Source organism: bacterium, assembly GCA_041649255.1.
Classification (GTDB): domain Bacteria; phylum Hydrothermota; class UBA3073; order JACQXS01; family JAQTXJ01; genus JAQTXJ01.
Window position 1 is genome coordinate 40,391 of the sequence record JBAZNK010000016.1, and the last position, 13,347, is coordinate 53,737.

Annotated in this window: 14 protein-coding genes; 7 read left to right on the forward strand and 7 right to left on the reverse strand. The window is 36.9% G+C overall.

Annotated elements, in window-relative coordinates:
- Window positions 1-58: 58 nt before the first annotated feature.
- Complete coding sequence (locus WC614_10980) at window positions 59-1,330, reverse strand: citrate (Si)-synthase (protein ID MFA5033528.1); 1,272 nt, start codon at window positions 1,328-1,330, stop codon at window positions 59-61.
- Window positions 1,331-1,550: 220 nt separating this feature from the next.
- Here WC614_10980 and amrB (WC614_10985) point away from each other — a divergent pair, with 220 nt between their 5' ends.
- Genes amrB (WC614_10985) through WC614_11000 form a run of 4 tightly spaced genes read left to right on the forward strand, consistent with a single transcriptional unit; the run spans window position 1,551 to window position 4,666 of the window.
- Entirely contained in the window at window positions 1,551-3,077 is a 1,527-nt protein-coding gene (gene amrB, locus WC614_10985) for an AmmeMemoRadiSam system protein B (GenBank protein MFA5033529.1), read from the forward strand.
- A 1-nt stretch (window position 3,078) separates the two neighbouring features.
- The gene (gene amrB, locus WC614_10990; protein MFA5033530.1) at window positions 3,079-3,897 is read left to right on the forward strand and encodes an AmmeMemoRadiSam system protein B; all 819 of its coding nucleotides are present in this window, start codon (window positions 3,079-3,081) and stop codon (window positions 3,895-3,897) included.
- A gap of 2 nt (window positions 3,898-3,899) precedes the next feature.
- Complete coding sequence (gene smpB / locus WC614_10995; protein ID MFA5033531.1) at window positions 3,900-4,331, forward strand: SsrA-binding protein SmpB; 432 nt, start codon at window positions 3,900-3,902, stop codon at window positions 4,329-4,331.
- A 2-nt stretch (window positions 4,332-4,333) separates the two neighbouring features.
- Window positions 4,334-4,666: a hypothetical protein gene (locus WC614_11000; protein MFA5033532.1), complete on the forward strand. Its 333-nt coding sequence runs from the start codon at window positions 4,334-4,336 to the stop codon at window positions 4,664-4,666.
- 9 nt (window positions 4,667-4,675) lie between these two features.
- Here the strand turns inward: WC614_11000 and WC614_11005 are convergent, their stop codons facing one another.
- The 3 genes from WC614_11005 to WC614_11015 form a co-directional block, all read right to left on the reverse strand.
- A complete protein-coding gene (locus tag WC614_11005; GenBank protein MFA5033533.1) occupies window positions 4,676-5,356 on the reverse strand; it encodes a fibrobacter succinogenes major paralogous domain-containing protein in 681 nt (226 codons plus the stop codon).
- Between the two features lie 106 nt (window positions 5,357-5,462).
- Window positions 5,463-6,356: a D-2-hydroxyacid dehydrogenase gene (locus WC614_11010; GenBank protein ID MFA5033534.1), complete on the reverse strand. Its 894-nt coding sequence runs from the start codon at window positions 6,354-6,356 to the stop codon at window positions 5,463-5,465.
- 28 nt (window positions 6,357-6,384) lie between these two features.
- Window positions 6,385-7,533 (reverse strand): alanine--glyoxylate aminotransferase family protein, encoded by a 1,149-nt coding sequence (locus WC614_11015; GenBank protein ID MFA5033535.1) that lies wholly within the window; start codon window positions 7,531-7,533, stop codon window positions 6,385-6,387.
- Between the two features lie 203 nt (window positions 7,534-7,736).
- On the opposite strand from WC614_11015, the gene WC614_11020 reads away from it, so the two are divergent.
- The 3 genes from WC614_11020 to dacB all read left to right on the forward strand — a co-directional run bounded on the left by WC614_11020 (window position 7,737) and on the right by dacB (window position 10,273).
- On the forward strand, window positions 7,737-8,276 hold the full coding sequence (locus WC614_11020) for an FxLYD domain-containing protein (protein ID MFA5033536.1): 540 nt from the start codon (window positions 7,737-7,739) through the stop codon (window positions 8,274-8,276).
- A gap of 237 nt (window positions 8,277-8,513) precedes the next feature.
- Window positions 8,514-8,852: a cupin domain-containing protein gene (locus WC614_11025; protein ID MFA5033537.1), complete on the forward strand. Its 339-nt coding sequence runs from the start codon at window positions 8,514-8,516 to the stop codon at window positions 8,850-8,852.
- 26 nt (window positions 8,853-8,878) lie between these two features.
- Window positions 8,879-10,273 (forward strand): D-alanyl-D-alanine carboxypeptidase/D-alanyl-D-alanine-endopeptidase, encoded by a 1,395-nt coding sequence (dacB, locus tag WC614_11030; GenBank protein MFA5033538.1) that lies wholly within the window; start codon window positions 8,879-8,881, stop codon window positions 10,271-10,273.
- Window positions 10,274-10,303: 30 nt separating this feature from the next.
- On the opposite strand, the gene WC614_11035 is transcribed toward dacB, so the two are convergent.
- From WC614_11035 to WC614_11045, 3 genes are all read right to left on the reverse strand, one after another.
- Window positions 10,304-11,200, reverse strand: a complete 897-nt coding sequence (locus WC614_11035) for a PorV/PorQ family protein (protein MFA5033539.1) — start codon at window positions 11,198-11,200, stop codon at window positions 10,304-10,306.
- Between the two features lie 35 nt (window positions 11,201-11,235).
- On the reverse strand, window positions 11,236-12,018 hold the full coding sequence (locus WC614_11040; protein ID MFA5033540.1) for a UbiA family prenyltransferase: 783 nt from the start codon (window positions 12,016-12,018) through the stop codon (window positions 11,236-11,238).
- A gap of 122 nt (window positions 12,019-12,140) precedes the next feature.
- Window positions 12,141-13,298 (reverse strand): NAD(P)/FAD-dependent oxidoreductase, encoded by a 1,158-nt coding sequence (locus tag WC614_11045; GenBank protein MFA5033541.1) that lies wholly within the window; start codon window positions 13,296-13,298, stop codon window positions 12,141-12,143.
- Between the last annotated feature and the right edge of the window lie 49 nt (window positions 13,299-13,347).

Consider the following 13,347-nt stretch of genomic DNA (forward strand, 5'->3'; position numbering starts at 1 on the left):
AACAAAAAAACGAGCCTCGTAAAATATAAAATTCTACAAGGCTCGTTTTAAAAACAACTTATTTTGCTATATTATCTTTCATCCATTTTGTGGTAACGGATTTCGGTCTCTCTATTGATTCGCCCCATGCTCTGCTCATAACAAGTTGTGCGCACATTCCGAGCGCTCTTGATACTCCGAACAATACCGTATAATATTCAAATTCCTTGACTCCGAAGAAATATAACAAGCTTCCGGATGCTGCATCAACGTTTGGCCATGGATCTTTTGCTTTGCCATGTTCCGTCAATACCTTCGGAACGATGTCATATACTTTTTCCACTATCTGGAATATCGGGTCATTCGGGCAAGCTTTCTTACCAAAAGCTTTGAAAGCAGCAAATCTCGGGTCTGTAATTCTTAATACTGCATGTCCATAACCCGGGACAACTTTACCTGAATTAAGCGTATCCCATGCAAACTGACGTAACTGTTCATCGCTTGGTACTCCACCGAATTTATCTTTTACCATAAGAATCCAACCAAGACATTCCTGATTTGCTAATCCGTGTAACGGGCCTGCTAATCCATTTAATCCTGCGGATATTGCATAATAAGGATCTGACAATGCGGAACTTACGCAATGACAGGTGTGTGCGCTTACGTTTCCACCTTCATGGTCAGAATGTAAAACCATATAAAGACGCATTAAATCTGCAAAATCTGGACTATCTATTCCCATCATATGAGCATAATTTGCAGCCCAGTCTAATTTAGGATCCGATGGAATCTTTTTGCCTTTTCCAAATTTCATTCTATATATTCCCGCTGCAATTTCGGGTAATTTAGCTAATAAATCCAAACAATCTTCCAGTGTTGCGTCCCAATATTCTTCTTTTCTCATTCCTTTGGTATATTTGTCTCTGAATATTGATTCTTTTTCCATCGCCAGAACTGCAGTATTGAACATTGCCATAGGATGTGCATCTTTAGGTAATGCTTCTAAAACGGCCCATACATAAGCCGGAACTTTTGCGCGTTTTTGGAATTCTGCTTTCATATCTTCTATAGCAGCTTTATCGGGTAATTCACCCGTGCATAATAAATAAAAAGCCTCTTCTGACAATTTACTTCCTAAATCTGCTACCGGATGCCCTCTTATTATTAATCCTTTTTCAGGTGGCACATCCGAAGTATCACATATTAAACCTTTTACTCCTCTCATCCCTCCGTAAACCTGGGCAAGAGTCACCTGCGATACAACTTTATCCCCGTGAGCCTTAACCATTGCCTTGATGTCCTCTTTCATTACAGGGATTTGTTCCTTCAATCTTTCCTTTAACGTAGCCATTTAGCCTCCCCTCCTTCTAAGTCGTACATTTATTTATAATATTTTTACTTTCACTATTTTCAATTTTAGATTTTATACAACAAAAAGATTCCCATATTTAATAAACAGGCTACCATGATAATCAAGAATTTTTTCCTGTCAACTAATGTTTTTTAACATCTGCACAAGTTAATCAATTTCATTGAAATGTATTGACAAAATAAAGAATCCCCATAATTTTATGAGTGCTTTATTAAAGATAAAATTGAATTTTAACAAAAAATTGACACGGATGATATCAAGTTTCATATTATTAGGTGTTTTAATAGTATCCGGATGTACTACAAATACCCCAAAGAAACTAATCAGGGAACCTGCAGTCGCAGGAATGTGGTACCCTACAGATAAAACGGAATTACAAAATACAATCCAAACATTCCTTAATAATGTACCCTCTGAGCAAATAATTAAAGATAACGTATATGGAATTATCGCACCCCACGCAGGATACGCTTTCTCCGGACAGACTGCAGCTTATGCATTTAAACAACTTATCGGAAAAACTTATGAAACAGTAATAATTATAGGTCCAAAACATCCGCCGAAAAGTAACACCATCCCGGATTTAACTCTTAGGGGGATTTATGTAGATTGTGCATATGGATATAAAACTCCCCTCGGAACTGTAGATATAGATACTTCTATCGCAAAAAAACTTATCTCCTGTGATAAAATCTTCTATCCCATACCCGAAACAGGCACGGATGAGCATTCTGTAGAAGCCGAAATTCCATTCTTACAAGCGACTCTTACTCCCAACTTCAAAATTGTTCCAATAATCATGACCGACCATTCTTACGAAACCTGCAAAATCCTCGCAGAAGCCATTATTAAGACAATTAAAGGGAAAAATATTCTTATTGTAGCATCCTCTGACCTTTATCATGGCTATGATTATGAAGAATGCAAAACAAGTGTAAACGAAGCTTGCAGTTTAATTTCCCAATATGATATTAATAATTTTTATTCCGCATTAATAAACAAAAATATAGCCTGTGGAGGTGCACCAATAATTACATTAATGCTTATATGTAAAGAATTAAATGCAACAAATGTTATTCCTTTATATAAAACAAACTCGGGAGATGTAACAGGTAAAAAAGGGGGGTGGATTGTGGGATACAGCAGTTTTGCTTTTACAAAAAACACTAAAACGGAATTCAAACCGTTAGACGCTCAAGCACAAAAGGAATTGCTCAAAATGGCAAGAAGCACAATAGAAAGTTATGCAAAAAAGAAAGAAAGATTAAAATTCAAACCCGCTTTTCCTATTTTAAGTGAAAAAAGAGGAGTATTTGTTACTTTGCTTACTAAAGATGACGATCTCCGCGGTTGTATAGGTCATCACGAATCAGACACTCCGCTCTACGAATTAGTCCCGGAAATGGCGCTTGCATCGGCATTCCAGGATTTCAGGTTTTCACCGCTAACAGAAAAAGAACTTACCAACATAAAGATAAAAATATCCGTCTACCTCACTAATGTTTATGAAATAAAGGATACCAGCGAATACGAACTCGGAGTTCACGGAATCATTATGGAGAAGAATGGCAGGGCATCTACGTTCTTGCCTGAAGTCCCGACAGAGCAAAAATGGACAAAAGAAGAAACTTTTTATTATCTTTCCCAAAAAGCCGGGTTACCTGTAGATGCTTGGAAACAAGGCGCAAAATTCCTTGTCTACAAAACACAAGTATTTGGAGAATAATATGAATAGAGAACCTGTAGTAGCAAACCAGTTTTACCCGGGGAATCCCACCCTGTTAAAAAATATGATACTTTCGTTCTTTGAAGACAAGAACATTCCCGACATAAAAGAAAATGTTCACGCTCTTATCGTTCCACATGCAGGATATACTTATTCCGGTAAAACTGCAGCTTATGCATTTAAACAAATCCAGAACAAACAATACGATTCCGTTATAATAATTGGTCCGTCTCACAGCGCAGTTTTTGACGGAATCTCCGTATACCCCGAAGGCAAGTTTAAAACCCCTTTAGGAAATATAGAAATAGATAAAAACCTAACGGATAAGATTATTTCTTTCGATTCACGCATTATTGATGCCACAGACCCCCATCTCGAGGAACATTCAATAGAAGTTATGCTTCCTTTCTTACAGGTAACCCTTGATAATTTCAAAATTGTGCCGATATGTATGGGAAGCTACGACTTCTCAACCTGCAACATACTTGCAGACGCAATATTCAATGCTATAGGGAACACAAAAAAAGTTCTGATTATAGCCTCTTCCGATTTTTATCACGGGCATAATTATGAAGAGTGCAAAAAAAGCACAACCGAATCAGCAAAGCTTATTGCTTCAAATAACATAGAAGAATTTTACAATCATTTTTATCAAAACAGTGCTGCCTGCGGGGGCGCGCCGATAGTAACTACAATGCTTGTAGAAAAAAAATTACAAAACAACAAAACAACTCTTTTGAATTTAACGAATTCCGGTGATATTACGGGAGTAAAAACAGGTTATGTCGTAGGATATGCAAGTTTTGCAATAACGAAATAAAAATGAAAGTAGACAATAAAAAAGCTTTTTTTGAATATACCGTTATTGAAAAATACGAAGCAGGTATTTCGTTGGAAGGGCAGGAAGTTAAATCCATACGGATAGGTCAGGCATCTCTTGCAGACAGTTTTTGCAGGATTATAAAAGACGAAGTTTTTGTTATGGGAATGCATATAACACACTACGATAAAGCAAGAACTATGTTGGACTCAAAACGAACCCGTAAATTACTTTTACATAAAAGGGAAATAAATTACCTGACGGGTAAAGTCAGTGAAAAAGGATTTGCGCTCATACCATTAAGCTTGTACTTTAATAAACGTGGGAAAGCAAAACTGTGTATAGCTTTATGTAAAGGGAAAAGACAATACGAAAAAAGAGAAACAATTAAAAACCGTGAACTTGAAAGAGAAATGAGAAACTTTAAAAACTAAATATGATAAACCTTGCCATTCATACACAAATGTTGGAAATAACACAATCTTTAAATATTGCACTTAAAAAAGCCTGTGAAAATTTTGAAAACCTTGACGAATTACAGGAAATATTAAACAAAAGAGAAGAGTTGATAAAAAAACTATTGCAAACAAGTAAGCCTTCGACAGAAATGTCAAAAAAAATATTACTAATTGAGGAAGACAATTTGAAATTATTCAATCAACTTATAGCAAACACCTCAAATGAAATTGACAACATAAAGCAAACAAACAAATTACTTAAAGAATATACAAATAGTTCCCCGGATAGCGGTCTTGATATAACAAAATAAGAACTGTTGTCAATTCCTGACGCAGCGTATGCTAAGAGCACACCTTTTGTCGTAGCTATTACGGTGCACACTAGTGTCATGGTAACTCATCGGATGACACCACGCACTTACAGTATCAAACTCCGTAGTTGACCACCATCCACCGCTGTGCCCCATACAGCCGAACGAACCATCAGGACTGCGAGCACTTCCCGGAAGCGCCGAAAAACCACTTTCGTTGGTTGCACCGACATTAGGACTTGTCCAATGAGTTGTGTCTGACTCTTTCAGTTTCCCGCCTGCTACGTCTTTTCCACCCAAACAGTCGGTAAGAATTGTCCACTCGTCATCGGCAGGTATGTGCCAGCTTTCGGGAGCCAAACCACGTGGGTCGTTTACGGCATACCAATTATATAACTTGCCGTAAGTTTTTTCATGTTCCGCATTGTTTTTATAATAACACCATGCACTTGTGGTTAAGTTTTTCCATTTCTCCGCGTCTTGCACTTGCGGTATAGAGTCGCCATTACGATAACAACTTACGTTCAGGTTTTCTGCCATCCATTCCTGCTTGCCTATCTTTATCGTCTTACAGGTGTTACCACCACCTTTATCAGTCAACGGAATGATAACGCCGCCTGTTTTTATTGGCTCTCTTGCACAACTCAAAAAAAACAATCCTAATACGACTACAAGATAAGCACTCTTCATTCTATCTCCTCCCTACTTTTTTATACTTTTTACTCCTATAAATGAAAGAACTATAAAAAATGGGCGAGACATAAATCCCGCCCATTTATTATAATTTTCAAAAAGACTAAGCTTGTTTAACGATTTTCACTACTTCTTCGCCTATTCTTGTCTGCGCTTCCCCGGTCTGAGCTCCGATATGCGGAGTAAGTGTAACGTTCGGGAAACTCAATAATTCGCTTGCTGCAGGAGGTTCGGTTTCAAACACATCCAAACCGGCGCCTGCCAATTTACCGCTTTTCAAAGCTTCCAATAATGCTGATTCATCAACCGTTCCACCACGAGCACAATTTACGACAATTGCGCCTTTTTTCATTTTATCAAATTCCGTTTTCCCGATAAAATGTTTGGTTTCTGCTGTCAATGGCGTATGTATTGATATATAATCCGAGCTTTGTAATAATTCATCAAAAGTTGCATTTTTTATACTTCCGGTACCTTTAACATTCGGGTCATATCCTAGAACTGTCATTCCGAGCGCATTTGCACGTTTCGCAAGTTCCTGCCCGATTCTTCCTATCCCTATTATGCCAAGTGTTTTTCCCGATATTTCAGTGCCCTTGAATGCTTTTTTCTCCCACTGTCCGCCCTGGATGGATTTTGTAGCCTTAGCTATTCCCCTGGACAATGCAAACATATGAGCAAGCGCTAATTCCGCAACGGAAGCAGATGATGCACCGGGAGTATTCACAACTTTTATACCCTTTGCTTTTGCATAATCTGCATCTATGTTATCCATACCAACTCCGCCTCTTATAATCATCTTCATACTCTTCATATTGTCTATCATTTCCTTACGGACTTTAGTAGCGCTGCGAACAACCAAAATATCAAAATCTGCTACTTTAGTCACCAGTTCTTCTTTAGGTAATGCAGATAAATCTTCCACCTGGTGTCCCATTGCTTGTAACCCTTTAATCCCCTGGGCATCAAGACCATCAGCTATAAGTATTTTCATTATTCCCCCTTTAACATCCGTTATAAATCAATTATATAGAAGCTTTAGCAAATACTTCCTGAGCTGCTTTTAAGCCTTTACCAAGTTCAACAGGATGTTTCAAATCGTGAAGTGATAATTCAATTGCCGCTATTGCCGTAATAATATCAAACTGGCAGATATAACCAAGATGCGTAAGTCTTATTACTTTCCCTTCAAATTGGTCCTGCCCGCCTGCTACCATAACACCATATTTTTTCTCAAGAGTTTTCTTAAGTTCTTTGCCATCTACTCCATCCGGCGCAAAAATTCCCGTAAGAGCTTTTGCAGGATGTTTTGAAATAAGCTTTAATCCGAGTGCTTTCATAGCTGCCTGAGTCGCATCTCCCATTACCGTAACTCTTTCAAGAATCTTATCTATTCCACCATCTTCGTTTATCATTTCCAATGCTTTTTTCAATCCCATAATTAAAGAAACCCCCGGTGTAAATGGAGTATCTGATTTTTCAAGTGCTTTGCGAGCTTTTTTGAAATCAAAATAAAATTTTGGTAAATTAGATTTATCCATAAATGGCCATGCTTTGTCGCTTACCGACGCAAATGCCAATCCGGGTGGTAACATAAGTGACTTCTGTGAACCTGATACACACACATCCACTCCCCAGTTGTCAACCTGAATGTCACAAGCTGCAAGTCCCGATATTGCATCAACAACAAATAATGTATTTGGCCTTGATTTTATAACTTCACCATATTCTTTTATAGGAAATTCGGTAGCGGTACTTGTTTCACAAAGTGTAGCAAATACAACTTTAATATCCGGATTATCGTCCAAATGTTTTTTAATTACTGCAGGATCTGCTACGTCGCCCCATTCTATGTCTACTGAGATTGCTTCTACTCCATAAGCTTTGCAAATATTACCCCATCTTTCTCCAAATTTACCGCCTTTAACTACCAATGCTTTGTCGCCTTTCGATAGTAAATTACAAACTGCACCTTCCATTGCCCCGGTTCCTGAAGCTGCAAAAGTAAATACGGAGTTCTTTGTCTTGAAAATAGGTTTAAGTCCTTCCGAAACTATTTTTATAGTATCTGAAAACTCTTTTGTGCGATGATGAATAATTTCTCGTGCTTCTGCTAACCTCACTTCACTTGGCACAGGAGTCGGCCCCGGCGTCATTAGATATACTTTTTTCATTTTACCTCCTTGTAAAATATTCTACAACTTAAAAACTTAAACTCAAAAGTCAAGAAAAAAAACAAATTACCCGATATTCCTTAGTAATAAAAACATAAAAAAAATGATTTGGGCAATAATCTCTATGTATAACATCAAAAAAACTTGACAAACATAATCTTTTAAATAATCTGACAAATAGAATATTGTGTAAAGGGGGAAAAATGAAAAGCGTTATTTGGATAGTTGTAATTTTAGTAGTTATCGTAGGAGGAATTAAAGTATTTAATTCTGTTACAAAAAATGCAAGAGAAACAGCTCAACAGGCAGAAATTCTTTCTCAAATGAGAGCAGGAAAATATGAAGAAGCGAAAGATTTAATCAATAAATACAGCAAAGATACGGATAAAGGAAAAGAATTATTGGCAACTATAAAAGAAAAGGAAAATGAAATAGAATTAGAAAACTATACGGACAAAATTAAAATTCCGGATGACTGGGAATGGAAAGCAGATAAAAAGAACAGCAAATATACTTCTATCAATGGAAAAATTAAAAACACAGGGGATAAAACGATCACTTCTTTCACAGTTCTGGCAAAATACCAGGATGCAGCAAATAAAACACTAAGCACAGACTCTGCAAGTTGTTCGGAAAGTGTCCCGGCAGGGCAAACAAGGAACTTTGAAATCAAGCACGGATATTCTGCTGATTATAAATCAGTCGTGCTGTCAGTCAAAAACTTCACCTTAGACCAGCAGTAACTTTCATTAATTAGGAATTAGGGAAGTAAAGTTTAGGTATACGTAAGAAATTTTGTTAATTCACGGTTACGATTAAATTCTTTTATCCTCGTTAATTTTTTGAATACTCGGTCATAGCAAGCGACTACGAAATTAATCATTCAGCACGTTAAAAAACAATTGACTTAGTAAAAAATATACTCTAACTTACTTACAGTAGAAACTATTATCATTAAAATTATAAACTACGGGGGCAAAATGAAATTACTAAACTGCGTGGATGTCCAACTGGCAGAAGTAAAAATGGAAGGCGCCAAAGATGCATATATGAAATGGCTCATTGCTAAAACCGACGGCGCGCCTAATTTTGCAATGAGATTATTTGAAATCAAAGCAGGTGGCAATACACCGCTCCACACTCACGCATTTGAGCACGAAGTATACATCCTGGAAGGAACCGGCATTTTTGTATGTGAAGGGAAAGAGCATAGTTTCAGAAAAGACTATTGCATATTTGTTCCCGGGGATAAAATACACCAGTTCAGAAATACCGGAAATACTTCTCTCAGGTTCCTTTGCTGTGTACCGAACGATTAATCTCTTCCCTGACTAATCAGGTAAATATGTTAAAAAAAAGAAAGCTATTTATATCCTTTTTAATTATAGGGATTTTCGCCTCTCCTTTATTGTTATCTTTTCTGCCGACAAATGTTTATGCAGACTTCGAGTCTGATTTCTACGATATTATTGTAAGAAGCGGGCTACAAAAAGTAAATTTCGGACTTGAAGTAATGAACGTAGACAGCCAGAAAATAGTATATTCCAGAAACTCTGAAGCTCTTTTTATGCCTGCATCCAATGTTAAAATTCTTACTTCTTTAACTGCATTAACAGTATTAGGTGCAGAATATACATTTAACACGGAAGTTTTTTACGATGACACAAACCTTTTTATCAAAGGTTATGGGAATCCCGACCTCAATCTTTCGGATATTATAGAACTTACGGATATTATATCGGATTATGGGATAATTACAATAAATGACATTATTTATGACGACTCCTATTTCCGCGAAGAAGAATGTGGTAAAGGTTGGGTAAACGAGCCCCAAACATCTTTAGTTGCGCCGAAAGTATCCGCGATATCTTTAAATAAAAACCATATTTCAATACTGATAAAACCGAGCAAATCAGGCAAAAAAATATCTTTATATCCTAAAACAAATTATTTTACCGTACTTGACTCCACAAAAGCAGATAAAATGGGATTAACAATCAATTTGAAATCTACAGATGACAAAAACTACATTATAATAAAAGGGGATTCCAGTGCTTCCGGGGAATTTACGAGGAATGTAGATAATCCTGCTTCTTATATGACAACAATATTAAAAGAAATGCTAGAAAAAAAAGGAATTACAATAACGGGAAAAGTCACCAGGGGTACCGTTAAAGATAGTTGTAAAAACATCTGCACACACTCGTCAAATCCACTTTTATATCTTATATACTATATGAACAAGAACAGCGATAATTTTTATGCAGAGCATATTTTAAAAGCTATAGGAGCTAAAGGCGGGACGCCGCCGGGATCATTTGAAAAAGGGACAAATGAGGTATATAAATTATTAAAAGGCATCGGATTATCAAAAGATGAAATCAGAATATTTGATGGATCAGGTTTATCAAGATATAATTTAATTTCACCTCATGGGCTCGTAAAAGTCCTTGCTTCTGCAATATCGGAATGGGGCATAAGAAATGAATTTATAAGCTCCCTACCCATTGCAGGGGTAGACGGGACATTGAAACACAGATTACGCACAAGCGAATGCAAAGGAAATGTTCGGGCAAAAACAGGTACAATGCTTTCCGTAAGCTCTCTTGCAGGCTATGCATATACACAAAACAACAATCTGATTGTGTTTTCAATTATGATGGATAATTACGTTCTAGATACGCCAAAAATAAAACAGGCAGAAGATAAAATTATAGAACTAATTATAAAGAATTTTTAGGATACAAAACCACGGGGCGGGGGCAATAAATTAGAAGCAAAGTGAACCTGATAATCTTTTTACGAGCCCCAAATCAGGATGAAACTTAAAAGCATAATCCACTTTAAGATTTTGATAAATTATTCCGCAACCTAAAGTAAGATTCCCCCTATCTTCACCGATTCGTAAAGCAAGCTGTTGTTTCCACCAGTACTCCATTCCCAAATAGGCATCGGTATTCAAAGAAGTAAATTCTGCAATTCTATCTTTTAATGACGTATCAAACCCCAAACATATATTTACTTTAGAATTAGCATTAGCCAGATTATGTTCTAAGGCTACGCCATATTTTAAAACAACAGGCAACCTATCATTCGTGGAAAGCGTATCAGACCAATACAAAGGAGTGGTTACTAAATTTTCTACACTCGCACCATAACTAATACCATTAAATTTTGAATTTATTCCAAAATCCACGGCAATACCTTCCGCATTGGCAACAAACCAGCTTCTGTATATATATTTTAGAGTCAACCCCAAATTTACCGAACCAACCGGAAGAGCAAAAGCGGCATAATAAATATAATCTTTTGCATTAATTGTCCCTGTATCTATGGGTACATCTGTCGCAATCGTATCAGTTAAAGGAATATCCGGCATAGAAAGCATATAAATACCTGCTCCAATAGTGCATTTTTTTAAGGGATACGCAAACATACCACTATTTAATGTTATCGCACCATCAAAATCTTCCGAACGCATTAGAAACAACTCTTTTTTCTTAACTTTTGCCAATCCTGCGGAATTCCAATACACTGCGGTAGCATCATCCGCAAGTCCAATAAATGCATTTCCCATGCCGAGAGCTCTTGCGCCGACACCAAGCCCCATAAAATCGTTCAAATATGCATCTCCGAGTCCAAGGAGCAAACAAAATAATATCATCATTTATCTTATATTAGATATATATAAATTCCCTGTTGTCAATCATTTATTTTTGGGTATATTATATTAAACCTGTATTTATAGTATATTCTCATTCCCCAAAATATAATTATTAATACCAGTGCAAACCATAAAAATTTAACAGCCGTTAAAAGAACAAGAATTGGCGCGCTTATCCTTATGGAAAAAAAACAATAAGTTAAATTACGCTTTATATACGCAAGCAAGAACAACGGAATTGCTACAATAGAAGTAATTCCGCACAACCAATCTTTCAAGTAAACAGAAAGTATGAACGAAATTATAACCAATATAGTTGAAAAAAGATACGCATTGTTCCCCATCAACACACCGGTAGTTATTTTCCCTGATTTTTTATCACCTTCCATATCCGGGATGGTAGTATTTATAAAAACTGCTCCAACCGCAAACAAATAAGGCAGCGCATACAAGACGGTATTAAATGAAATGTGTTTCACTGCAGACCAGCCAAGTGAAAAAGCGACCAATCCATACCCGAAAGAATTTGAAAAAAGGTCAAGAATTGGTCGTCCTTTAAACTGGAACGGTGGCACAGAATACAAAATTCCGCCGATAAAGGATACGAACAAAAGCAACTTAAATCTAAGAGGATACGGAATGGCGCAAACAAAAGCAAGTGCAAACAAAAGAATAGCTTCTATCCATGCTTGTTTTACAGAAATATATCCTTCCGGTAAAAGATAAAGTTTTTTATTTATCCTGTCCGATTCAATATCCATAATTTGGTTTATGACATAAATCCCGCCCATCATAAGGGTAGCGGAAATAAAAGCTAACATAGGTATATGTTGGGATATGCCTGTTCTATAGAAGCCAATTAAAAAGAAAGTCCAACCGGGTATAAGAAGCGTTGGCCGCATTAAAAATATATAATCAAGAAAATGTATCACTGGAGCAGTTTTTAGCTTTTGAGCAAATTAAAGCCCATTTTTAAAAATCGCGGACTGAATTTAAGTATGCTTTTAATTACATCTATTTCGTTCGGCATTTTAGTTAAATTGCGACCGGCAAAGTTTTCTTTACAGAAATCAAACAACAACTCAATATCTGCATCTTTGAGTTTCATAGCTATTTTACGAGCTTGCAGTTTAATTTTGAAGTTTTTTCCTTCCCATTTTTCCCAATCTTTTTCGTATAATTTAAGCTTTTTGATATCGTCTTTTTTTATGGCATCGGCTGCAGCTTTGCCAGCTAATTGTCCTGTCAATAAAGCATTCCCTATACCGCCTCCAGAAATCGGGTCAATCAGCCTGCCAGCATCCCCGACCAAACACACGTTATTTTTGACGAGAGTTTTCACGCCCTTGGAAGGCACCATACTCATAGCTTCCGACAATATGCTATATTTTTTGAATCTCCACTTTAAAAAGTTATCAAGCACCGTTTTTGGAGATTCCCTTGTAATCGCAGGACACACACCTGCACCGACATTGGCAAGATATTTTGATTTCGGGAATATCCAGATATATCCGCCCGGCACAGTTTCTCTTCCTGCAATAAGTTCGACTATATTTTCGGTTACTTCAGCCGCAAGCAAATACTCGCAGGTCGTCCAGAAATCTTTTTTCTCAAGTTTAGTATCAATACCTGCCCATCTAGAGACTCTTGAAAGACCTCCATCCGCACCAATAATTATTTTCGCATCTATTTTACCTTTATTTGTATCTATACCTGTTTTAGTCAAGCCGATTGCTCTTGTTTTGACTCTTACTTCAGCACCGGTTTCCGCTGCAAGTCCTGCAAGATCACGGTCAAAAATCTTTCTTTCAAGAATATAACCGACACCGGGGTAATAGACTGTCAACTGTCTGCGGGAAGGAGAAGTAAAAGTTACGCCATCAATATTTGAAGCAATCCAGGAAGGTTTCATATCTACGAATTTTGTTATCCATTCTTTGGATATGCCTTCGCCGCAATTAAGAGGAGTTCCGACTTCGGGATGTTCTTCTATTAAAATAGTTTTGATCCCTGCTTTAGCCGCAGTAATAGCCGCCATTGAACCTGCAGGTCCAGCTCCGATAACAACCAAATCATAAGTAGCCATAAATATATAAATCATAAAATAACTCTCAAATGAATTTTTGCAAGTAAAATTTAAAAACCTCACA

Coding starts and splice junctions, on each gene's coding strand:
- WC614_11005 (MFA5033533.1), bottom strand. CDS start 5,356: ATGAAGAGTGCTTATCTTGTAGTCGTATTAGGATTGTTTTTTTTGAGT.
- WC614_11000 (MFA5033532.1), top strand. CDS start 4,334: ATGATAAACCTTGCCATTCATACACAAATGTTGGAAATAACACAATCT.
- smpB (MFA5033531.1), top strand. CDS start 3,900: ATGAAAGTAGACAATAAAAAAGCTTTTTTTGAATATACCGTTATTGAA.
- dacB (MFA5033538.1), top strand. CDS start 8,879: ATGTTAAAAAAAAGAAAGCTATTTATATCCTTTTTAATTATAGGGATT.
- WC614_11025 (MFA5033537.1), top strand. CDS start 8,514: ATGAAATTACTAAACTGCGTGGATGTCCAACTGGCAGAAGTAAAAATG.
- WC614_11040 (MFA5033540.1), bottom strand. CDS start 12,018: ATGTTAGCTTTTATTTCCGCTACCCTTATGATGGGCGGGATTTATGTC.
- WC614_11035 (MFA5033539.1), bottom strand. CDS start 11,200: ATGATGATATTATTTTGTTTGCTCCTTGGACTCGGAGATGCATATTTG.
- WC614_11045 (MFA5033541.1), bottom strand. CDS start 13,298: ATGATTTATATATTTATGGCTACTTATGATTTGGTTGTTATCGGAGCT.
- WC614_11015 (MFA5033535.1), bottom strand. CDS start 7,533: ATGAAAAAAGTATATCTAATGACGCCGGGGCCGACTCCTGTGCCAAGT.
- WC614_10980 (MFA5033528.1), bottom strand. CDS start 1,330: ATGGCTACGTTAAAGGAAAGATTGAAGGAACAAATCCCTGTAATGAAA.
- WC614_11020 (MFA5033536.1), top strand. CDS start 7,737: ATGAAAAGCGTTATTTGGATAGTTGTAATTTTAGTAGTTATCGTAGGA.
- amrB (MFA5033529.1), top strand. CDS start 1,551: ATGAGTGCTTTATTAAAGATAAAATTGAATTTTAACAAAAAATTGACA.
- amrB (MFA5033530.1), top strand. CDS start 3,079: ATGAATAGAGAACCTGTAGTAGCAAACCAGTTTTACCCGGGGAATCCC.